Origin of the sequence: Pseudomonas sp. R84 (genome assembly GCF_009834515.1) — a bacterium.
Taxonomy (GTDB): domain Bacteria; phylum Pseudomonadota; class Gammaproteobacteria; order Pseudomonadales; family Pseudomonadaceae; genus Aquipseudomonas.
On record NZ_CP019426.1, the window covers coordinates 228302 to 250307 of the forward strand.

Annotated in this window: 21 protein-coding genes; 11 read left to right on the forward strand and 10 right to left on the reverse strand. The window is 59.3% G+C overall.

Annotation, left to right across the window (positions count from 1 at the left end):
* Positions 1 to 126: 126 nt before the first annotated feature.
* From cysT to PspR84_RS01000, 3 genes are read left to right on the forward strand one after another with little or no spacing between them, the layout of a single operon-like run.
* Positions 127 to 945 (forward strand): sulfate ABC transporter permease subunit CysT, encoded by an 819-nt coding sequence (cysT, locus tag PspR84_RS00990; RefSeq protein WP_008080019.1) that lies wholly within the window; start codon positions 127 to 129, stop codon positions 943 to 945.
* Positions 946 to 957: 12 nt separating this feature from the next.
* Positions 958 to 1830, forward strand: coding sequence for a sulfate ABC transporter permease subunit CysW (cysW, locus tag PspR84_RS00995; RefSeq protein ID WP_038367233.1), 873 nt, complete (start codon positions 958 to 960; stop codon positions 1828 to 1830).
* Positions 1831 to 1833: 3 nt separating this feature from the next.
* On the forward strand, positions 1834 to 2823 hold the full coding sequence (locus PspR84_RS01000; RefSeq protein ID WP_003220514.1) for a sulfate ABC transporter ATP-binding protein: 990 nt from the start codon (positions 1834 to 1836) through the stop codon (positions 2821 to 2823).
* A gap of 114 nt (positions 2824 to 2937) precedes the next feature.
* Here PspR84_RS01000 and PspR84_RS01005 read toward each other — a convergent pair whose 3' ends face one another.
* Positions 2938 to 3465, reverse strand: coding sequence for an Mpo1-like protein (locus tag PspR84_RS01005; protein WP_160054668.1), 528 nt, complete (start codon positions 3463 to 3465; stop codon positions 2938 to 2940).
* A gap of 84 nt (positions 3466 to 3549) precedes the next feature.
* Here PspR84_RS01005 and PspR84_RS01010 point away from each other — a divergent pair, with 84 nt between their 5' ends.
* A complete protein-coding gene (locus PspR84_RS01010) occupies positions 3550 to 4227 on the forward strand; it encodes a Crp/Fnr family transcriptional regulator (protein ID WP_160054670.1) in 678 nt (225 codons plus the stop codon).
* A gap of 127 nt (positions 4228 to 4354) precedes the next feature.
* Here the strand turns inward: PspR84_RS01010 and uraH are convergent, their stop codons facing one another.
* The gene (uraH, locus tag PspR84_RS01015; RefSeq protein WP_116029342.1) at positions 4355 to 4765 is read right to left on the reverse strand and encodes a hydroxyisourate hydrolase; all 411 of its coding nucleotides are present in this window, start codon (positions 4763 to 4765) and stop codon (positions 4355 to 4357) included.
* 12 nt (positions 4766 to 4777) lie between these two features.
* Positions 4778 to 5263: a heme-binding protein gene (locus tag PspR84_RS01020; protein ID WP_160054672.1), complete on the reverse strand. Its 486-nt coding sequence runs from the start codon at positions 5261 to 5263 to the stop codon at positions 4778 to 4780.
* Positions 5264 to 5398: 135 nt separating this feature from the next.
* On the opposite strand from PspR84_RS01020, the gene PspR84_RS01025 reads away from it, so the two are divergent.
* The 4 genes from PspR84_RS01025 (at position 5399) to PspR84_RS01040 (ending at position 9032) form a co-directional block, all read left to right on the forward strand.
* On the forward strand, positions 5399 to 6079 hold the full coding sequence (locus tag PspR84_RS01025; protein ID WP_016987597.1) for a heavy metal response regulator transcription factor: 681 nt from the start codon (positions 5399 to 5401) through the stop codon (positions 6077 to 6079).
* A complete protein-coding gene (locus tag PspR84_RS01030; protein ID WP_160054674.1) occupies positions 6069 to 7457 on the forward strand; it encodes a heavy metal sensor histidine kinase in 1389 nt (462 codons plus the stop codon). Before PspR84_RS01025 ends, PspR84_RS01030 begins: the two co-directional genes overlap by 11 nt.
* 110 nt (positions 7458 to 7567) lie before the next feature.
* On the forward strand, positions 7568 to 7816 hold the full coding sequence (locus PspR84_RS01035) for a helix-turn-helix transcriptional regulator (RefSeq protein ID WP_160054676.1): 249 nt from the start codon (positions 7568 to 7570) through the stop codon (positions 7814 to 7816).
* A complete protein-coding gene (locus PspR84_RS01040) occupies positions 7809 to 9032 on the forward strand; it encodes a type II toxin-antitoxin system HipA family toxin (protein WP_160054678.1) in 1224 nt (407 codons plus the stop codon). The genes PspR84_RS01035 and PspR84_RS01040 overlap by 8 nt, the downstream gene beginning before the upstream one ends.
* A 3-nt stretch (positions 9033 to 9035) precedes the next feature.
* Here PspR84_RS01040 and PspR84_RS01045 read toward each other — a convergent pair whose 3' ends face one another.
* Entirely contained in the window at positions 9036 to 10040 is a 1005-nt protein-coding gene (locus PspR84_RS01045; RefSeq protein ID WP_160054680.1) for an AraC family transcriptional regulator, read from the reverse strand.
* Between the two features lie 100 nt (positions 10041 to 10140).
* Here PspR84_RS01045 and PspR84_RS01050 point away from each other — a divergent pair, with 100 nt between their 5' ends.
* A complete protein-coding gene (locus PspR84_RS01050; protein WP_160054682.1) occupies positions 10141 to 11211 on the forward strand; it encodes a fatty acid desaturase in 1071 nt (356 codons plus the stop codon).
* Positions 11212 to 11410: 199 nt separating this feature from the next.
* Here PspR84_RS01050 and PspR84_RS01055 read toward each other — a convergent pair whose 3' ends face one another.
* Genes PspR84_RS01055 through PspR84_RS01065 form a run of 3 tightly spaced genes read right to left on the reverse strand, consistent with a single transcriptional unit; the run spans position 11411 to position 15446 of the window.
* Entirely contained in the window at positions 11411 to 13021 is a 1611-nt protein-coding gene (locus PspR84_RS01055; protein ID WP_160054684.1) for an arylsulfatase, read from the reverse strand.
* Positions 13022 to 13035: 14 nt separating this feature from the next.
* Positions 13036 to 13851 carry an ABC transporter ATP-binding protein gene (locus PspR84_RS01060; RefSeq protein WP_160054686.1) on the reverse strand — a complete coding sequence of 272 codons (816 nt, stop codon included), beginning with the start codon at positions 13849 to 13851 and terminating at the stop codon, positions 13036 to 13038.
* On the reverse strand, positions 13848 to 15446 hold the full coding sequence (locus PspR84_RS01065; protein WP_160054688.1) for an ABC transporter permease subunit: 1599 nt from the start codon (positions 15444 to 15446) through the stop codon (positions 13848 to 13850). The genes PspR84_RS01060 and PspR84_RS01065 overlap by 4 nt, the downstream gene beginning before the upstream one ends.
* A gap of 396 nt (positions 15447 to 15842) precedes the next feature.
* On the opposite strand from PspR84_RS01065, the gene PspR84_RS01070 reads away from it, so the two are divergent.
* Positions 15843 to 16856 (forward strand): ABC transporter substrate-binding protein, encoded by a 1014-nt coding sequence (locus PspR84_RS01070; protein ID WP_160054690.1) that lies wholly within the window; start codon positions 15843 to 15845, stop codon positions 16854 to 16856.
* Between the two features lie 94 nt (positions 16857 to 16950).
* Here the strand turns inward: PspR84_RS01070 and PspR84_RS01075 are convergent, their stop codons facing one another.
* A complete protein-coding gene (locus PspR84_RS01075) occupies positions 16951 to 17871 on the reverse strand; it encodes a LysR family transcriptional regulator (RefSeq protein WP_093440454.1) in 921 nt (306 codons plus the stop codon).
* A 180-nt stretch (positions 17872 to 18051) separates the two neighbouring features.
* Here PspR84_RS01075 and PspR84_RS01080 point away from each other — a divergent pair, with 180 nt between their 5' ends.
* Positions 18052 to 18960: a TauD/TfdA family dioxygenase gene (locus PspR84_RS01080; RefSeq protein WP_095122264.1), complete on the forward strand. Its 909-nt coding sequence runs from the start codon at positions 18052 to 18054 to the stop codon at positions 18958 to 18960.
* A gap of 198 nt (positions 18961 to 19158) precedes the next feature.
* Here PspR84_RS01080 and PspR84_RS01085 read toward each other — a convergent pair whose 3' ends face one another.
* Entirely contained in the window at positions 19159 to 20775 is a 1617-nt protein-coding gene (locus tag PspR84_RS01085; protein ID WP_160054692.1) for an alkaline phosphatase family protein, read from the reverse strand.
* A gap of 123 nt (positions 20776 to 20898) precedes the next feature.
* A complete protein-coding gene (locus PspR84_RS01090) occupies positions 20899 to 21843 on the reverse strand; it encodes a LysR family transcriptional regulator (protein WP_160054694.1) in 945 nt (314 codons plus the stop codon).
* Between the last annotated feature and the right edge of the window lie 163 nt (positions 21844 to 22006).

The window sequence follows — 22006 nt, forward strand, 5'->3', positions numbered from 1 at the left end:
GGGAGCGAGCTTGCTCGCGAAAGCGGAGTGTCAGACGACGTAGAGTTGGCTGATACTCCCTCTTCGCGAGCAAGCTCGCTCCCACATTGGTGCGTTCAGCGGAATGCTTTTTAACCAAGGACTTTTATGTCGCGTCGTATCTCCCCCGTCATACCCGGCTTCGGGCTGACGCTGGGCTACACCTTGGTGTACCTCAGCCTGATTGTGCTTATCCCGCTGGCGGCGATGTTCGTCCACGCCGCCCAACTCACCTGGGATCAGTTCTGGGCGATCATCTCCGCACCGCGGGTGCTTGCGGCCTTGAAGCTGAGCTTCGGCACCGCGCTGTGCGCTGCGATCATCAACGGCATCATCGGCACGTTGCTGGCCTGGGTGCTGGTGCGCTACACCTTCCCGGGGCGCAAGGTGATCGACGCGATGATCGATCTGCCGTTCGCCCTGCCGACAGCGGTGGCCGGTATCGCGCTGACCGCGCTGTATGCGCCGGCTGGTCTGGTCGGCCAATTCGCCGCTGACCTCGGTTTCAAAATCGCCTACACCCCGCTCGGTATCACTCTGGCGCTGACCTTCGTCACCCTGCCGTTCGTGGTGCGCACGGTACAGCCGGTGCTGGCCGACATTCCCCGTGAAGTCGAAGAAGCTGCCGCGTGCCTCGGCGCGAAACCCTTGCAGGTGTTCCGCCACATCCTCGTACCTGCGCTGCTGCCAGCCTGGCTGACCGGTTTTGCCCTGGCGTTTGCGCGTGGCGTCGGCGAGTACGGTTCGGTGATTTTCATCGCCGGCAACATGCCGATGAAAACCGAAATCCTGCCGCTGCTGATCATGGTCAAACTCGACCAATACGATTACACCGGCGCTACCGCCATCGGCGTGCTGATGCTGGTGGTTTCCTTCGTCCTGTTGCTGCTGATCAACTTGCTGCAGCGGCGCATCGAAACCCCATAAGGAGGCGCGAACATGTCCCAATCGTCTATTGCGGCCGCCTCTTCGGCCAACGCTGCACGCCGTGGCAGTGCCACTTCGCGCAGAATCCTGATCGGCCTTGGCTGGCTGGTCTTTTTCCTGTTTCTGCTGCTGCCGTTGTTCATTGTGGTATCGCAGGGTTTGAAAAATGGCCTCGGTGCGTTCTTCACCGCGATCTTTGAACCGGATGCACTGTCGGCACTGAAACTCACCGTGTTCGCCGTGTTGATTTCTGTGCCGTTGAACCTGGTGTTCGGCGTCAGCGCCGCGTGGTGCGTGAGCAAGTACTCGTTCCGCGGCAAGAGCATGCTGGTGACCCTGATTGACTTGCCGTTCTCGGTATCGCCGGTGATCGCCGGTCTGGTCTACGTGCTGATGTTTGGCGCGCAGGGCCTGTTCGGGCCTTGGCTGCAGGATCACGACATCCAGATCGTCTTCGCCTTGCCGGGCATCGTGCTGGCGACGATCTTCGTCACCGTGCCGTTCGTGGCTCGTGAACTGATCCCGCTGATGCAGGAACAAGGCACGCAGGAAGAGGAAGCCGCGCGTTTGCTCGGCGCCAATGGCTGGCAGATGTTCTGGCACGTCACCGTCCCCAACATCAAATGGGGCCTGATCTATGGCGTGGTGCTGTGTACCGCGCGGGCCATGGGTGAATTCGGTGCGGTGTCGGTGGTGTCCGGGCACATTCGCGGGGTGACCAACACCTTGCCGTTGCACGTCGAGATCCTCTACAACGAATACAACCACGTGGCCGCGTTCGCTGTGGCGAGCCTGTTGCTGATCCTGGCGCTCTTCATCCTGCTGCTCAAGCAGTGGAGCGAAAACCGTATCAACCGCCTGCGCGCCAGCGCCGCGGAGGAATAATTCATGTCGATCGAAGTGCGTAACGTCAGCAAGAATTTCAATGCCTTCAAGGCGCTGGACAACATCAGCCTGGACATCCACAGCGGTGAGTTGGTGGCGCTGCTCGGCCCGTCGGGCTGCGGCAAGACCACCCTGCTGCGGATCATCGCCGGTCTGGAAACCCCGGATCAGGGCAACATCGTCTTCCACGGCGAAGACGTCTCCGGCCACGATGTGCGTGATCGCAACGTCGGTTTTGTGTTCCAGCATTACGCGTTGTTCCGCCACATGACCGTTTTCGATAACGTCGCCTTTGGCCTGCGCATGAAACCGAAAAACCAGCGCCCGAGCGAAAGCCAGATCGCGACCAAGGTTCATGAGTTGCTGAACATGGTGCAGCTGGATTGGCTGTCGGATCGTTATCCGGAGCAGTTGTCCGGTGGCCAGCGTCAGCGGATTGCTTTGGCCCGTGCCTTGGCGGTCGAACCGAAAGTACTGCTGCTGGATGAGCCGTTCGGCGCGCTTGATGCCAAGGTGCGTAAAGAACTGCGCCGCTGGCTGGCGCGGTTGCACGAAGACATCAATCTGACCTCGGTGTTCGTGACCCACGACCAGGAAGAGGCGATGGAAGTCGCCGACCGTATCGTGGTGATGAACAAGGGCGTGATCGAACAGATTGGCTCACCGGGCGACGTCTACGAAAACCCGGCCAGCGATTTCGTTTATCACTTCCTCGGCGATTCGAACCGCTTGCTGCTGAGCGACGACAATCACGTGCTGTTCCGCCCGCATGAAGTATCGTTGTCCAAACACGAACTGGAAGATCACCATGCCGCTGAGGTGCGTGATATCCGGCCGTTGGGCGCGACCACGCGGGTGACGTTGAAGGTAGAAGGGCAGACTGATCTGATCGAGGCCGAAGTGGTGAAAGACCATGACAGCCTGATCGGCTTGGCCAAGGGTGAAACCCTGTTCTTCAAGCCGAAGGTCTGGCAGAAAGTCGCCAGCCTCTAAAGTCAAAAGATCGCAGCCTGCGGCAGCTCCTACAGGGGTTTCGGTTGGTCACACATTTTGTGATCGACCAAACCCACTTTAGGAGCTGCCGCAGGCTGCGATCTTTTAAGCGGCCTAAGCCGCCGCTTTGCGATTTGGATTAACTCGTACCACCCCCGCCCGCGCCTCGATCTGCTCTTTCAATTCATGCCGCATGCCCAGCATGAACGCCAACTCGGCCACGACAAACAACGGCCCGACAATCAGTCCGCTGACATCATCGACAAACGCCGGTTTTCGCCCTTCATAGTGATGCCCGACAAACTGGATCACCCAGCCGACCACAAACATCGCCAGACCACTGCTCAGCCAGACCAGGGTGCTCTGCTGCGCCAGCACATGCCCGGCCCAGACTGACAGCCCCATCAGCAGCGTCATCAGCACCCCGAACTTCACCTCCAGACGCAGATAAAACCACGCCGAGGCCAGCGCCACGACAACGGCTGGAGATATCCACAACCCACCCAGCGACCATTCTGGCCGCGACAACAAAACCGCCACCGCCACCACAATCAGCGGAATGCCGATAAAGTGGCTGGCGATGTTGCGCGGATCACGGTGGTAGGCAGCGTATTGACTGAGATGGTCGACGAGGCTTTTCATTGTTGTTCCTCCGGTAGGGTTGATCGCATCATCCCTCGGGATCAGGGTTCGCTCTGTCAGGCAGGCGACAATCCAGGAGTGTTTATGCAAATGCGTTCGCGATTGATGACCGGCCAGTGGTTCAGTCATCTACCGGTGTCCTTTCAGGATAGTCTGCTCGCGGCGGCCCGGGAGCGGCGGCTGACGGCAGGGCAGCGCTTGTTCCAGCGCGGTGATGCGCCGTGCGGCTTGTACGCGGTGCTCGATGGCGCGGTGCGTATCGGCGCGGTGAGTGAGCAGGGTAAGGAAGCGTTGCTGAGTCTGGTGGAAGCGCCGCACTGGTTTGGTGAAATCTGCCTGTTCGATGGCCAGCCGCGCACCCATGACGCGTATGCAGTTGGGCCGTGTACGCTGCTCAATATCCCGCAGGCACCGTTACTGAAGTTGCTTGATGAAAATCCAGTGTACTGGCGACATCTGGCGCTGCTGATGAGCCACAAACTACGCCTGACCTTCATCAACCTCGAACAACTGAGCCTGCTGCCGGCCCCGGCGCGTCTGGCGCATCGCTTGCTGATGATTGCCGAAGGTTACGGCGAACTCGACGCGCCACGCCGAGTGCTGCAACTGCCGCAGGAGCAGTTGGCATCGATGCTGTCGCTGTCGCGGCAGACCACCAACCAGATCCTCAAGGATTTCCAGGGACAGGGGATTATCGGGCTCGGGTATGGCGAGATCGAAATCCTCGACGCCCCGCGATTGCGCGCCCTGGCCACGATCTAACGGGCACCCGAGATCCCCTGTGGGAGCGAGCCTGCTCGCGAAAGCGGTGGGTCATTCAACTGAGATTTCGACTGAACCGACGCCTTCGCGAGCAGGCTCGCTCCCACATTTTTGATCTGTGCTGGTTTTACGAACCGCGATAGGTCGAGAAACCGTACGGGCTGAGCAGCAGCGGGATGTGGTAGTGCTGATCGGTCTGCTTCACTTCAAAAATCACCGGAATCTCCGGGAAGAAGGTGTCGTGCTTGATCTTCTTGAAGTACTCGCCGGTCTTGAACACTACGCGGTATTCACCCGCTTCAAAAGGCTGTTTGGCCGGGAACAGCTCGGCGATCCGCCCCTGTTCATTGGTGGTGCCTTGGGCCAACGGCTGCCAGTTCTGGCCAACGTGTTTCTCCAGCGTCACGTCGATGCCCGGCGACGGCAGGCCATTTTCCAGATTGAGCACGTGCACGCTCAACGGATTACCGGCGGCGAGTGCAAGGCTTGAAAACGCGCTCAGGCCGAGCGCGGCGAGGGTCATGCGCATAGTCGTCATGGATGAGTCTCCTTATTGGGAACGGGTAGTGGCCAGACCGGTTTTCCCGGCCGCCTTGATCGCACAGTTTTCGTCTTGCTCACCGCCACCGGAACCGGCCACGCCCATCGCGCCCACCAGTTCAGTGCCGAGGAACAGCGGGATCCCGCCGCCGAGCAGCAGCAACTCGTCGAGGGTGTTGAGGTTGGCGGTTTCCGGGTTGCTGCGAGCGCGTTCGGCGAACAGCCGGGTGGCGGTTTTGGTCGACAGCGCGGTGTAAGCCTTGCGCTGGCTGGCAGCAGTGTTGTGCGGGCCGACACCGTCGCCGCGCAAGGTCACCAACAGATTGCCGCCGCGATCGAGTACCGACACCGTGCCGGTGCAGTTGGCCATTGCCGTGTCGGCGAGCAGCTGTGCAGTTTTCAGGTCGAGGTCGGCGTGACGTGGCAGTTCAGGGCTGGCGACAGCCGCGCCACTGAGGCCGATCATCAGGCTTGCAACGAGGAATTTGACGGTCATGGACAGGCTCCAAAAGCGAAGGTCGTCACCTTAATCGCCGGTCTTCGTCAGAACCTCGTCAGTCTGATTACAAGTTTGTAATGGGCAACGCTGCCGAAGGCGCCTAGCCTGTGTGCCTATCAATCGAGGTGTGCCATGCGTTTGCTGGTCGTAGAAGATGAAGCCAAAACCGCGAATTTCCTCGCCAAAGGCCTGGGCGAGTCGGGTTTTGCCGTGGACGTGGCACTCAATGGTCTCGATGGTCGCTACTTTATCGAGCAGCAGGAATACGACCTGATCATCCTCGACGTGATGCTCCCCGGCCTCAATGGCTGGCAATTGCTGCAACTGATCCGCCAGCGCGGCGCCACGCCAGTGCTGTTCCTCACCGCCAAGGACGCCATTGAAGACCGCGTGCGCGGCCTCGAACTGGGCGCCGACGATTACTTGCTCAAACCCTTCGCCTTCGCCGAACTGCTCGCGCGCGTGCGCACCTTGCTGCGGCGCGGGCCGATGCGCGAAGCCGAGTCGTACACCATCGCCGATCTGGAAATCGACGTGCTGCGCCGCCGCGTCAGCCGTGGTGGCCAGCGCATCGCCCTGACCAACAAAGAATTCGCCCTGCTGCAACTGCTCGCCAGTCGCCAGGGCGAAGTGCTGTCGCGCACGCTGATTGCCTCGCAGGTGTGGAACCTGAATTTCGACAGCGACACCAACATGGTCGAAGTGGCGGTGCGTCGTTTGCGCGCGAAAGTCGATGATCCTTACATGCCGAAACTGATCCACACCGTGCGCGGCGTCGGTTATCAGCTGGAAGCTCCTGACGATGCGCTCTAGGTCGATCGCCTGGCGTTTGGCGCTGGCGTTCGCATTGGTTTGCGCTTTGGTGCTGAGTGCGATTGGCGTGTTTCTCTACCGCTCGCTGGCCACGGAAATCGCTTGGCGTGATGACCTCGCGTTGCTCGGTCGACTGGAGCAAGTGCGTGCCTTGCTCGCCGACAGCGATAGCTTGGGCGCATTGCAGGCACGGCCGCGGCTCTATCAGAACATGCTCGGCAATCTCGACAGCCTGCTACTGGTGCGCCGTGCCGATGGCTCCAGTGTGATCGCTATCAACCCACGGCAACGCGAGTTGCCCGCGCTGAACGCGATCCCCCGCGAGCAAACGCCGCAGCGCCCCGATGTGCTCACGTGGCAAGCACCGGACGGTGCCGAATTGGCGCTGTTGTCCGGCGAAGCGCAAGGGCCGAATGGCGAGCCGCTGACGGTCATCGCCGGTAAAGTGCTGAGTGAGCGCGAGCAGATGCTCGGCAGCTATCGCATGCGCTTGTACCTGTCGGTTGGCCTCGGTGCGTTGCTCGCCTTTGCCTTGGGCTTGCTGTTGCTGCGCCGGGGCCTGCGACCGTTGCGCCAGTTGAGCGAAGCGGTACGTGGTATCGACCTGCGCAGCCTCGATCAACGCTTGCCCGCCACCGGCACGCCCGCCGAACTGCTAGAACCGGTGCAGGCGCTCAACGGCATGCTGGCGCGGCTGGACGACAGCGTGCAGCGCCTGTCGCAGTTCTCCGCCGACCTCGCCCACGAGATTCGTACGCCGCTGCACACGCTGTTGGCGAGCAACGGCCAGGCGCTGAATCATCCGCGCAGTACCGAGGAGTATCAGGAAGTCCTGGCCTCGAACATGGAAGAGTTCGAGCGACTCAAACGCATGGCGGAGAACCTGATGTTCCTCGCTCGTGCGGAGCAGGCAGAACGTGCGCTCAATCTGCAATTGCTGGATCTGCACAGCGTTGGCGGCGAACTGTGTGATTACTTTGAAGCCTTGGCCGATGACCGCGATCTGCGGCTGGACAATCAACTGCATGGCGAACTGCTTGCCGATCAGCAATTGCTGCAACGGGCGCTCGGGAATTTATTGGCGAATGCCGTGCGCCACGCTGACTCCGGAACCGTGATCAGCTTGCGCCGCCGCGACGAGTCAGGTTGGTGCTGGTTGCAGGTGCACAACCACGGGCCGGCGATTGCACCCGAGCATCTGGGTAAACTGTTCGACCGTTTCTACCGCGTCGATCCTTCACGGGCAGAGCCGGGGGATTCGGGTGGGTTGGGGTTGGCGATTGTCCAGTCGATCATGCAACTGCATGGGGGACAGGTGCGGGTGAGCAGTGATGCTGATGGCACCATTTTTGAGCTGGGTTTTGGTGTGAACAGGTGATTACTACTTGCTCACTCGGAATTAGGCTAATCTTGCTCACTGACTGCATCAAATGCGATGCAAATTAAGCAAATATCTGAATTTGCACCGTATTTGATGCAGGAAATAACATGGAACAGCTTGGTGAATTGATCAAAGCCCTGCGCAAGGCGAACAAAATGACTCAGCAGGCACTGGCTCAGCAATACGGAATGAGCCGCGCGACGATTTCGGGGATCGAAAACAACACTATTTCGGAAATCGGCGTGCGTAAAGTCGAAGCGATCCTCAACGGATTTGGCTATGAGCTGACGGCGGTTCCACGTCAGTCTCGTCGACCGACACTCGATACGCTGCAAAAGGTTAACTTCCATGACTGAGTCGTCGGATCGATTAAACGTCTGTGTCGGCGGGCAAGCGGTAGGGACGTTGGCGCGCGGGCAAGATCGAGTCGACAGCGTCTTCAATTACCGCGAGGAAGCCAGTGCTGAAAATGCCGTGTCGCTGACAATGCCGTCCCGCCTGGAAAGTTATGGTTGGCAGCATGGTATCCATCCGGTTTTCGAGATGAATCTGCCGGAAGGTGCGCTACGTGATGAGCTGGTTCGGCGCTTCAGTAAGGCGGTTCGCGGCTTCGATGATTTTGCGTTGCTGGCTATTGTCGGCCCCTATCAGCTCGGTCGGTTATCCATTGCCAGCGCATCGATGACGGATCGGCCGCCCGAAACGTCTCTGGCCGATCTGCTGGTGCACGATGGTGCACAAGACCTGTTCGAGGAACTGTTGCAAACCTATGGTCAGTATTCCGGTGTGTCCGGTGTGCAACCCAAAGTGCTGGTGCGTGACAGCGCGGCGGCGATTGATCGCCTGACTCATCGCGGGTCCACTCACCTGGTTAAAGCTTTTCGCGCCGATGAATATCCGCATTTGGCGACCAACGAATACTTTTGCATGCGTGCTGCGCAACACAGCGGGCTTGAGGTTCCGCAGTTTGAACTGAGCGAACATGGCAAGTTTCTGGTAATCGAGCGCTTTGACTTGAGCCCTACGGGCTACCTCGGTTTCGAGGACTTCTGCGTACTCAATGGTTGGTCATCGAAAGCCAAATACGACGGCTCTTACGAAGGTGCGGCCCGGCAGATCAAAGCGTTTGTTTCACCTGCATTGCTCAATCAGGCGCTGGAAGCATTTTTCAAAATAGTGGCTTTGTCCGCAGGCCTGAAAAACGGCGACGCGCATCTAAAAAATTTTGGCGTGCTTTACGAAAACTGCGGCGAGGAATCAGTAATCAGGCTCGCCCCCGCATACGACATTATCACCACCTCGGTCTACATAAAGAACGACAGTATGGCGTTGCTGTTGGGTGGTTCGAAGGCTTGGCCAAAGCACAAAATGCTGGTGCGCTTCGGTCGAACTGCCTGCAATCTGACCGAAGCGCGTTGCAATGAATTACTGCAGCAAGTCGCTAATGGCATGCAGGTAACGATGGGCGAACTGGCCGGGTACAGCGCAGGTCATCCAGCGTTCGCTGAGATGGGTGCTGCGATGATCGAACAATGGTTGTCTGGTATGGCGCGCAGCCTGATTAAAAGCTGACAATCAGCGCAACCCATCACGAAACTGCCCCGGCGTCAGCCCCGTCCAGCGCTTGAACGCGCGGCTGAAGCTGCTGGTGTCGGCAAACCCGAGCAAATAACTCACCTCACTCAACGAGCACTGCGGATCGCGCAGGTGCAGCAGCGCCAGATTCTCCCGGCTCTCGTTGAGCAACGTATCAAAGCGAGAACCTTCATCCGCCAGATGCCGTTGCAGGCTGCGCAAACTCAGGTGCAAGGCTTGGGCAATGCGTTCAGCACTCGGCTCACCTTCCGGCAGTTGTTCTTCAATGGCATCGCGCACCTTGCGCTCCCAGGTCAGCGGTTTGAGCTGGGCCATGGTGCGTTTGAGCACGGCTTCGTTGTGTTCGGCGAGTTCCGGGTTGGCGTCGTCGAGGTGGCTGTCAAAGTCGGCAAGGGCGAACTCCAGGCGATCCTCCGCACAACCAAAATGCACCGGAGCGCGGAAGACTTTGTGCCATTGAAGCGCATCGCTCGGTTCCGGGCGGCGCAGATAAACCGCTAGCGGCGCGTAATCGCGACCAAGACGATTGCGGCAGGTGCGCACGTAGATCGCGGTAAACGCATCGATGGCTTCGAAGGCGGGTGCCGGGTTGCCTGACGGAATTTTCAGACGAAATTGATAGCAGTCGTCGCCACGACTCAGCTCCAGTTCCAGCGCATCGCTGACCACCGGGTGATAGCGCACGATGCGCTCGAACACCTCGCGCAAACTGCCGCTGGCGACCAGCGCATAACCGAGGGCATGGAACGTGGTCGGGCTGACGAAGCGCGACACGCGCAGACCAATCGCCGGATCGCCACTGACCTGCACGGCAATTTCCCAAAGGCGTGTGGTGCCGGACAATGGATAGCGCGCGTTGGGGTCGTCCATCAAATTCGGGTCGAGCCCGGCCTGCTGGCACAAGGCTATGCTGTCCAGTCCCAACGCATCGAGTTGCTTGCGCAAGGCACGGGTCCAGCTGGCGAGGGAGGTCGGTTCCTTCATGCTGATTGGCGCTTCCGGTCAACAGGTTGGCGTTCTCGGCTACCGCGATTGAAGCTCTGGCGAGGCACGATGCGAACATCATAAACCCGAGGATGGAAGCATGGACGGTACTTCTGCAAGTCCCCAGCGACACAATGCGGCCCAGCGATCAGCGCATATTCGCCAAGTGGTGCTGGCCAAAGGCGTCGAACTGCGCGAGCGCTACCCGATTCTCCAGCATCAGGATGCGCTTGGGGCGGGGATTCTGGCCTTTGCCCTGATCGGGATGATCGGCTCGGCGGCGCTGTACATCACCGGCCATATGGCGTGGTGGGTGTGCTTGTTGCTCAACGCGTTTTTTGCTTCGTTGACCCATGAGCTGGAACACGACCTGATCCACAGCATGTATTTCCGCAAGCAGCGCGTGCCGCACAACCTGATGATGGGCCTGGTGTGGCTGGCGCGGCCGAGCACGATCAACCCGTGGATCCGTCGGCATCTGCACCTTAATCACCACAAGGTCTCCGGCACCGAGACCGACATGGAAGAACGCGCGATCACCAACGGCGAGCCGTGGGGTTTTGCACGTTTGCTGATGGTTGGCGACAACGTCATGTCGGCATTCATCCGCATGCTGCGGGCCAAGACCTGGGCGCACAAGTTCAGCATCATCAAGCGTACGTTGAAGGTCTACGCGCCGCTGGCGCTGGTGCATTGGGGCGCGTGGTACGTGTTTCTCGGTTTTCACGCTGCCAACGGCATCGCATACCTGCTGGGCTCACCGATCGAATGGTCAGCGACGACGTTGTCGGTGATGCAGGTGATCGATATTGCCGCCGTGGTGATCATCGGCCCGAACGTGTTGCGCACGTTTTGCCTGCACTTCATCAGTTCGAACATGCATTACTACGGCGATGTCGAGCTGGGCAATGTGCTGCAGCAGTGTCAGGTGCTCAACCCTTGGTGGCTGTGGCCGTTGCAGGCGTTTTGCTTCAACTTTGGCAGCAGTCACGGTATTCATCATTTTGTTGTGAAGGAACCGTTTTATATTCGCCAAATGACGGTGCCGGTGGCGCATAGGGTGATGCGTGAGATGGGCGTGCGGTTTAATGATTTTGGCACGTTTGGGCGAGCGAACCGGTTTGTTCGTCGGGATGAAATCGCGGTGTCTGGGGAGGCGGTGGAGGCCTGACGAGCTGCCCTCACCCTAGCCCTCTCCCGGAGGGAGAGGGGACCGATTGGGGGATATTGGGGAAGTACGCCGACCTGAATGTTCCTCATTGAATCCATAATCGACCCGATTTTTCAGGTCGATGTATAGCGAAAGACACCTCGGTCGGCCCCCTCTCCCTCTGGGAGAGGGCTGGGGTGAGGGGCTTTTGATCTCGCCCTTAATCCGGCTGAAATGGCGACTCACTCAAAATCACCCCAGTCTCCTCGACATACTGCTGCCAATGCCCGATCAACGCGCTGAGCTTCTCCGGCCGACTCACCGCCAGATCATGAATTTCCCCCGGATCACTACTCAAATCATACAGCTGCCAGGTCGCCGGCCCGACCGGCCCAGGAATCCACACCGCTTTCCACGACCCCTGCCGAATCGCCCGGCGCCCGAACAATTCCCAACCCGTCACCGTGTGCTCGTCATGCACCTGCGCAGTCTCGCCAGACAAGAACCCCAGCCACGATTTGCCGCGCAACGGCGCCACCGGTTTGCCGTGCCAGAGCTTGCCCGGATGACGCACGCCAGCCAGATCGAGAATCGTCGGGGTGATGTCCATCACCGTGCCGAAACCATGGCTGATCTGCCCTTTGATCGCCAGATGCGGATAGTGCAGCAGCGCGGGCACGCGAATCCCACCCTCAGTGGTAAATGCCTTGAACAGCCGCGATGGCGCGGTCGCCACCTGCGCCCAGTTCGGCCCGTACCAGACGTAGGAATTGGCCCGGCCAATGTTGTCGAGGCTGTTGTCGTAATGCTGGCTGAGATAGGTCACCAGTTCCGGGCCGAATTTCGGGAACGCTTCCAGCAGCGCGCCTTCGGCACCGTTATCGGACATGAACAGGATGAAGGTGTTGTCGAGCTGCCCCTGCTGGCGCAGATAGTCGATGACCCGGCCAATGTTCCAGTCCATGCGCTCGACCATCGCCGCGTAGACTTCCATGGCCCGCGCGGAAATCTGTTTTTGTTCCTCGCTCAACGCGTCCCACTGCTGGGTTAACTGAATCAGCGGGTGCGGCTCTACGTCCGGTTCAATCAGACCGAGGGCTTTGAGTTTTTCCAGACGCTCCAGACGCAGCACTTCGGGGCCAGCGTCATAGCGGCCACGGTATTTCTCGACGATCTCGGCGGGCGCCTGCAACGGCCAGTGCGGCGCGGAGAACGGCAAGTAGGCGAAGAACGGCCGGGTCTGGTCACGTTCCTTGAGGTACTGCAGCAATTTGTCGCCGAATGCATCGGAGGAATAGAAGTCCTTCGGCAGTTCGTCGAGAAACGTGTCGTCCTCGATGTACAGCGCCGGCGTGGATTTCAGCAGGCCGGGCGTTTGCTCATCGTAGGTCGGCTCGAAACCATAGTGGTTGGCCGCGCCCGGCAGCAGCGAAAACGAGCGCTCGAAACCTCGTGCGTGCGGCGCCAGTTCAGCCTTCAAACCCAAGTGCCATTTGCCGCTCATCAAGGTTTGATAACCGGCCTCGCGCAGCAGCTCGGGCAGGGCGACGACGCGGTCATTGAGATAGCCCTCGTAACCCGGTTTGCCGATCAGATCCGGGGTCAGCGTTTCGGCCATGGTGCCAATGCCGGCGATGTGGTGATCGGTGCCGGTGAGCAACATCGAGCGGGTTGGCGAGCAGGTTGGCGCGGTATGAAAATCAGTCAGACGCAGACCGTTGTTGGCCAAGGCATCGAGGTGCGGCGTGGCGATTTCGCCGCCGAACGCGCCGATGTCGGAGAAGCCGAGATCGTCGGCCAGAATCACCAGAAAATTGGGACGTTGCGGCATCGCAAAACTCCTGTTCAGCAGGCAATGAACGTCAGCGGCAGATCGCGGATCTGCACCGGTACGCTCGGTTGGTAATGGTCGTCACTGGTCAGTTCGTGCAGCAGTTCTTCACGCAACTGATGGAAGTCGAAACTGCTGCGCTGGCGCGGGTGCGGCAGGGCGATGTCGACCACTTGCTTGATCCGCCCCGGACGCGGCTCCATCACCACGACGCGGTCGGCGAGGAAGATCGCTTCTTCGACGTCATGGGTGACGAGAATCGTGGTGATTTTTGCGCGGTCGCGGATCGCCAACAGCTCGTCCTGCATCTGCTGGCGAGTCAGCGCATCGAGCGCGCCGAACGGTTCGTCGAGCAGGAGAATTCTAGGACTGGCAACCAGGCCGCGAGCAATCGCCACACGCTGGGCCATGCCGCCGGAGAGCTGGTGCGGATAGGCGCGGGTGAAGTCGCGCAGGCCGACCAGCTCGATGAAGTCGTTGACCCGCTGTTGCTTCTGCGCAGCGTTCAGTGGCTCGTTGACCAGACCCAGACCGATGTTGTCAGCGACGGTCAACCACGGAAACAAACGGTGCTCCTGAAAGACGATGCCGCGCTCGCCGCCGATGCCGCTGACGGCTTTGCCATCCACCGTGATCTGCCCGCGAAACTGCGTATCAAGACCCACCAGCAAACGCAGCAAGGTAGATTTGCCGCAACCGCTGGAACCGACAATGGCGACGAATTCGCCCTCGGCGATGTCCAGATTGAATTCGCGAATCGCCTCCAGTTCGAAACCGTCGACATCGAAGGATTTGCCTACATGGGTGAAGCTGACAATCGGTGCGTTCATGCGTGTCTCCAGCGGGTCGCGCGAATTTCCAGGCGTTGGCCAATGAGGTTGAGCAGGGCGCCGGTGAGGCCGACGAAAAGCATGCCGGCCATGATCAAGTCCATGCGTAGCAACTGTTGGGCGCCGATCATCTGGCTGCCGATGCCGCCGTTGGACGGCATGAAATATTCAGCACCGATGGTGCCGAGCCAGGCGTAGATCAGGCTCAGGCGCAGACCGGCGAAAATCCCCGGCGCGGCGCCCGGCAGCACCAGCCGACGCAGGCGTTGGCCGAGCCTCAGACGCAACACTCGGGCGGCTTCGTTGAGTTGTGGCGAGAGGTTGGCGACGCTGCGCTGCGTGGCGATAAACAGCGGAAAGAAGGCGGCGAGGGCGACGAACACCCACTTGGCCAGTTCGCCGAGACCGAACCACGCGGTGAGCAGCGGCACCCAGGCGAAGATGGCGATCTGGCGTAGGGCGGCGAGGGTCGGGCCGAGCAGGCGTTCACTGATGTTCGACAAACCCAGCAGCAGGCCCAAGGCAAATCCGAGGCCGCCGCCAAGCAGCAGACCACCGAGTGTACGACCAAGACTGAGGGCCATACCGCTGATCAACGTGCCGTCGAGCAGACCATCCCATGCCGTGCTTAAAACGGCCAGCGGGCTGACCAGAATGTTGGCGTCGACCCACTGCAGTTCGTTCGCCAGTTGCCACAACGCCAGCAAGCTCAGCGGCAGCAGCCATGGCTGCAGACGCTGCCAGCCTTCATAGCGCGGGCCGCGGCGAATTTCAGCGGTGGCCGGATGCGGCCAGTGCACCAGTTTCTTGTCCAGCAGACCGATGCCGCGATCCATCGCCACACCGATCAATCCGATGACCACGATGCACACGAACACGATGTCGAGCATGAACAACTGCCGCGCCCAGACCATCAGGTAACCGATGCCTTCACTGGAGGCCAACAGTTCGACCGCCAGCAACGAAGTCCATCCGGCGGCCAGCGCCAGACGTACGCCAGCCATGAACGCGGGGAGGGTGGCGGGCAGCACCAGGCGACGGATCAGCAGGTGTGGCGGCAAGCGTAAAACAGCGGCAGCTTCGCGCAGTTTTGGTTGTGCATCTCTTACGCCGACCAGTGTGTGCAGGGTTACCGGAACCACGATGGCTTTGATCAGCACCACCAGTTTCAGCACTTCGCCGATGCCGAAAAACACCATGAACAAGGGAATCCACGCCAGCGTCGGTATTTGTGAAAGTCCGGCGAAGGTCGGGAAGATCAAGCGTTCAAGGCGACGACTGAATCCCAGTGCTGCGCCGAGCAATGCACCCGCAGAAACCCCCGCGAGCAGTCCCCAGAACAAACGCTGCAGACTGATCCACAAGTGGCCCCATAACTCGCCCTGCGATAACTCGACAGCGCTGTTCCACACCAGTGACGGCGCAGGCAGGATCTGTTCGCTCATCCATTCGTTGCGGGCGGCCAGCCACCACAGGGCGAACAGGCTGAGGGGCAACAGCCACGGCAACAGGCGTTGGTTCAGGCTTGGCCAGGTACGGCGGCTTTTCAGCGGCGGCGCGGGCAGTGGGAGACTGAGCAAGGATGGGCGGGCCATGGATGACCTCCGTTGTCGGGTTGGCTCAAGATCAAGATCAAAAGATCGCAGCCTTCGGCAGCTCCTACGGGGGAATGCGTCCTTGAATTGACCCCTGTAGGAGCTGCCGAAGGCTGCGATCTCTAGCGGTATTAACTAAGATCAAATGGTTATAAATAATTTTTAATAAGTTATTTTTAGAGATAAGCAGCGCCATTTAAGGCTTCCAGCCCACACGCATCCAATGCATTCGAAGAATATTTTCGATGCTGTTAATGCATACGCCGCTGCAAGCCCCGTTATTGCTTGCTTAGCGTTAAAAGCTATAAAAATGTGCGTTTATAGTATTTAAGCGAAGGTGTTCATTCGGCCTACTTTCGACTCCTCAACGCCCGTCGTGATCAAGGAGCTGCACCCATGAACTTTCCCTTCAAACGTGTTTTCAGTCTGTTTGCCGTTCCTGCTCTGGCGGGCCTGTTGGCGTTCACCGCGCATGCCGACGAACTCAAGGAAATCAGAATCGCCGTGCCTGACCTGAGTGCCGGCACCCAGCACAGCGGCGGTGGCGTGGTTGATGTGCTGCGCGATCAGCAGATCTTCGAAAAGGCCTTCGCTGATCAGGGCATCAAGATTCAGTGGAGTTTCTTCAAAGGTGCGGGGCCGGTGATCAACGAGGCATTTGCCAATGGTCAGGTTGATCTGGCGTATCTGGGCGATCTGGCGGCAATCATCGGCAAGTCCAATGGCCTCGATACGCGGTTGCTCAGCGCCAGTGCCCGTGGGGTTAAGCAGTATCTGGGCGTCGTGCCGGGGTCGGGGATCAAGACGCTCCAGGATCTCAAAGGCAAGCGTGTGGCGATTTTCCGCGGTACCGCGACGCAGTTGTCGTTTGATGCGGCGCTGGCCAGTCAGGGCTTGAGTGAGAAGGATCTGAAGGTCATCAATCTGGACTTCAACGCAGCGGTCGCGGCGTTGGCAGCCAAGCAGATCGATGCGTCCTGGGGCAGTTCCGGGTTGACCGCATTGCAGGCCAAAGGGCTGGCCGAGTTGCCGCTGAACACCAAGGATCTCGGTGGCGCAGGCAGCGTGCAGTCGGTATTGGTCGGCACGGGCAAGTTTGTCGACGCGCACCCGGAGGTCGTGGCCAAGCTGCTCAAAGCCCAACAGCAAGCTGTTGAGTGGTTGACGCAGGACAGCAACAAGGCTGCTTACGTGCAATTGGTCTCAGGATTGGCGAGTTATCCGCCGGTGATTCTGACGCAGGATCTGCAGGATCAGAAATTGAACGAAGTGTTCCCGTCGACACTGGATCCGGTGTTCCTCGGCAGCTTGCAGGACAAAGTTGATCTGGCGGCGCAGCAGAAGCTGATTCGCAAGCCGTTCAAGGTCAATGACTGGGTGGCGCCTGAGTTGGCAGCGGCCAAGCTCTGAATCCTAGCGCCTGATCCGGCGCCATCGCGAGCAGGCTCACTCCTACATTTGGAATGCGTTCCCCTGTAGGAGTGAGCCTGCTCGCGATAGCGTCCTAAACGGCGACGCTGATCTCCTGCCGATCCACCGCCACCAACGTCTCAATCATCGCCCGCGCCGCCGGCGACAAACGAAACCCAGTGCGACTGACAATCCCGCAACGCGCATTCATGCTCTCCAGGTTCTGCGGCAGATTGCGCCAGTGCAGCAACACCAGCGACCCCTTGGCAATGTCCTCGACAAACGCTTCTTCCGTGCCCACGCCAATCGCATTCGATTGCAGCACCACTTTCACCAGCGCCGGAAAGTGCTCGGTCTCGATGGTCGGGGAAAAATCGATGCGGCCGCTGAGGTTCGCCAACAATTTGCGAATGCCCGGCGGGATCAGCGTGGTCGCCAACGGGTAGTCGAACATGTCGTTGGTCGACAGGCTTTCCTTGGCCAGCAACGGATGCCCCGGCCGGCAGAAAAACACCCCGCGTTTGGGTGTCAGTGCCTGGGTCTGGAAGTTCGGATCGGACTCGAAATGACGGATGTCGGCGATGAAGAATTCGATCTCTTCACGGCTCAGCGCGCGGCTGAGCTTTTCCCAGTTATCCACCTGAAAACAGGTGCGCACTTTCGGGTGCGCATTGATGAATTGCGCCACCGCGTCCGGGACCAGTTTCACCGCCGGCGCCGGGCCGCAACCGAAGTGCACTTCGCCGGCATCGAGCTTGGTCATCTGCGTCACTTCGGCGCTGAGCAGCGCGGCGCCTTGCACCAGGCTCAGGGCGTGTTGCAGCACCACCTGGCCCTCAGGCGTGGGGCGCAAATCCTTGTTGCCGCGATCCACCAGCACGCAGCCGAACTCCTGCTCCAGCCCCTGAATGCTGCGGCTGAATGCCGGTTGGGTGATGCCCATCGCGTCCGCCGCACGGACAAAACTGCGGTGTTCGTTGAGGGCGATGAAGTAACGCAACTGGCGAAGATCCATATGCTTTTCCGGCATCCTAAAAATAGCTCGAAGGCATTTGCGACGAGGGTTGCTAGAGGTTTTAAATGCAAGCTCTTATTCCGTCAACGAAGCATGTGAATATCTATTAGATGTAAATGGAATATAGATAGAGCGTTGTTTCGCTGCCGCCAACCGTAAGCAGTTGATGAGGGTCTACCCATGAGCAATGCCGCACTCGCCGTAAAACCCGCTGTCCACGCGCTGGAAATTCATCCGGTGGCCGGTCGTATTGGCGCCGAGATTCGTGGTGTGCATTTGTCCGGTGAGCTGGACACCGCCACGATTGAAGCGATTCAACAGGCACTGGTTCAGTACAAAGTCGTATTCTTCCGTGAGCAGACTCAGCTCGACGATCAGCGTCAGGAAGCCTTTGCTCATTTGCTCGGCGAGCCTGTCGCTCACCCGACCGTGCCGTCGCGTGAAGGCACGCGTTATCTGCTCGAACTGGACGGCGCTGAAGGCCAGCGCGCCAACTCCTGGCACACCGACGTGACCTTCGTTGACGCCTACCCGAAAGCGTCGATCCTGCGTTCGGTGGTAGCTCCGGCATTCGGTGGCGATACCCTGTGGGCCAACACCGCCACCGCGTACAACGGCTTGCCGACCGAGCTGCGTGAGCTGGCCGATAAACTGGTCGCCGTGCACAGCAACGAATACGACTATGCCAGCGCCAAGCCGGACGTCTCCGCGGAGAAGCTGGAGCGCTATCGCAAGGTCTTCACCTCCACCGTTTACGAGACCGAGCACCCGGTGGTGCGCGTACACCCCATCAGCGGCGAGAAGAGCTTGCTGCTGGGGCATTTCGTCAAACGCATCAAGGGTTATTCGCAGGCGGATTCGGCGCATTTGTTCGGGCTGTTGCAGAGCCATGTGATTCGTCAGGAAAACACCGTGCGCTGGCGCTGGCAGGCCGGTGATGTGGCGATCTGGGATAACCGCTCGACGCAGCACTATGCGATTGATGATTACGGAACTCAGGATCGGGTGGTGCGTCGGGTGACGCTCAAGGGGGAAGTGCCGGTGGGCGCGAATGGGCAGCGTAGTCAGACCATCAAAGGTCGTGACTGAAGATCAACATCCCCTCACCCCAGCCCTCTCCCAGAGGGAGAGGGAGCCGACCGAGTTGTCTCCCGTTATGCATAGGCCTGAAAGATCTTTATCGATTATGGATTCGGTGAAGCACGATCAGGTTGGTGTACCTCTGAAATATCCCCCATTCAGTCCCCTCTCCCTCTGGGAGAGGGTTAGGGTGAGGGGCTCTTAAAGCTACCAAACCCCAATCTGAACAACCTTCTCGGCTTCCGGCTCACCATAACGAAACCGCTGCCCGCGCAAATCTATCTCCTGATGACTGATGGTCGTGCGCCGCTTCAACCCCCGCACCCACTCAAACAAATACCCCGCATGCTCCTCGCGCACCGCCGCATACGCCGGGTCATCCCCCAGGTCGCGCAACTCCTGCGGATCATTGAGCAGATCAAACAACTGCGGTCGAAAGCCGTCGTACGCTAGGTATTTCCAGCGCTCGCTGCGCACCATGGTCATGCGGCAACGATCAATCGGCTGGCCCAAACGCTCCCGCGCCGGCGCCTGGAAGGCGTAGTCGTATTCACTGATCGCATAGCGGCGCCAGTCCGGGTTTTCACCGTGCAGTAGCGGGATCAACGAATGCCCTTCAAGCCGATGCTCTGCCCCCGGCAATCCCAGCGCTTGAAGAAACGTCGGTAGCGCGTCGATGGTTTCCGCCAGTCGATCATCCACCGTTCCGCGCGTGACATCCGCCGCCGCCCGAGGATCGCGCACGATCAACGGCACCCCCACCGCCTGCTCCAGCAAAAACTCCTTCTCACCGAGCCAGTGATCGCCCAGAAAGTCGCCGTGATCGCTGGTGAACACGATCAATGTGTCATCCCAGCGACCGTTGCTCTGTAAAAAATCGAACAGCCGTCCGAGTTGATCATCCACCTGCTTGATCAGACCCATGTACGTAGGGATTACAGTCAGTCGTACTGAATCGCGGGAGAAGTTGAGGCTTTCCTCATGCTGGCGAAAGGCAGTGTATACGGGGTGTTTGCTGGCTTCGGAGGGCGTCGCGCGGACCGCTTCGAGAATCGATTTCGTACTGTACAAGGCGTGGTACGGCGCTGGTACGATGTAGGGCCAGTGCGGTTTGATATAGGAAAGGTGTAAACACCACGATTTCTCGCCTTGCTCGGTGATGAAGTCGATGGCTCGATTTGTAGTGTAGACAGTCTCTGAGTGTTGCTCGGGAATTCGTGCTGGCAAATTCGCATGACGCATTTGCCAGCCGCTGAGGATTTCACCGTTCTCGCCTTCGGCGGCGTTGGCCCAGTCGTGCCAGGGGTTTTTGCCGTCGAAGCCGTGTTCACGCAGGTAATGGTTATAGGGTGCGGATTCGCGCTTGTCGTCGAACAGCGGATCGTCGGGATAGATGCCGTCGTGGCGCATGTAGGGTTCAAAGCCGACTTCGTTGAGGATTTCGGCTTGTTCGCTATCGGGATTGATCGCCAGGCGTTGCAAGGCATCGATATTCGCCGTCGCGTGGGTCTTGCCGACCAAGGCGGTACGGATGCCGTGGGGGCGCAGGTAGTCGCCGATAGTCAGTTCTTCCAGCGGCAACGGCACGGCGTTCCACGCCACTTGATGGCTGCTGACATAGCGTCCGGTGTAGGCCGACATCCGCGACGGCCCGCAGATCGTGCCTTGGGTGTAGGCGCGTCTGAAACGCACACCGGCCGCAGCGAGTCGATCGATGTTGGGTGTGTGCAGGTGCGGGTGGCCGTAGCAGGACAGGTAATCGCGGCGCAGTTGATCGCACATGATGTACAGCACGTTGCGCACGGGGTTTGGCGGGGTGGGCATGGGGTTCACCGGTCAATGGGACAGGCGAGGTATTTCGCTAGGCGTGAGGGTGTTCGGCAAGTGCATTTGGGGAATGGGTTTTATGCAGGCAGTGCATCGGTGCCTGCTCGCGATAACGGTAGATCAGACAGCGAGTCCGTCCAGCGAACAGACTTCCTCATCCACCGCATCAATCGCCTTGATCTGCTCAATCATCGCCTCGGCCAACGGCGATAACCGATACCCCGCCCGGCTGACAATCCCATAACGCGTATACAGCTCCTCAAGATCATCGGCCAACCCTTCAATCCGCAAACACACCAATTCACCCTTGGCCTGGTGCAGCGCATCGGAATACGCACCGACAATCCCGATCGCATCCGAGCGCAGCACCACACTGAGCAGACTCGAGCTGTTTTCACATTCGACATTCGGGGTGAAATCCGGCCGCCCACTAAGGTCAACGATGACCTTGCGCAAGTTTGGCGGCCGAATACTCACCGCCAGCGGATAGCTCATCAATTGCTCTGCGCTGACCTTATCGAAAGCCGCCAGCGGATGCCCTGCGCGGCAACAGAAATGCCATTTACGCGGCCGCAACCGGTGCGTCAGATAATCCGGATCCGCCTCGAAGTAGCGTGTATCGGCGACAAAGAATTCGAATTCCTCGCTCATCAGTCGCTTGCTCAGGCTCTGCCAGTCATCGACCTGAAACTGCACCCGCGCTTTCGGATAGCGCCCGATGAAGCTGCCAATCGCCCGAGGAATCAAACCCGCTGCCGGCGCTGGCCCACAACCGAAGCGCAATTCCCCCGCCTCCAGCCCGTTGAACTGGCTGATCTCGTTGGCCATTTGCTGCGCGCCACTGACCAGTCGCCGCGCATGTTCGAGCAGGACCTGGCCCTGTTTGGTCGGCGGTAATTCCTTGCGTCCGCGATCAACCAACTGACAGCCAACGCTGTGTTCCAGCGCCTGAATGCTGCGGCTGAACGCCGACTGCGACAGGTTCACCGCCTGCGCGCCGGCGACGAAGCTGCGTTGTTCAGCCAGGGCGATGAAGTGACGAAGTTGGCGCAAGTCGATATGCATTTTTCACATAAAAAATATCCGGGAAATGCATTGGATATGCATTAGGTCGACTCCTTATAAAGGCAATCTCTTATGCAGTAAATATCTGTAAATACATAAATAAATAACTTAAAAGAATATGCAGCGCTGAAGATGTCTGTGTGTTTTTTGACCAGGAGCCGCG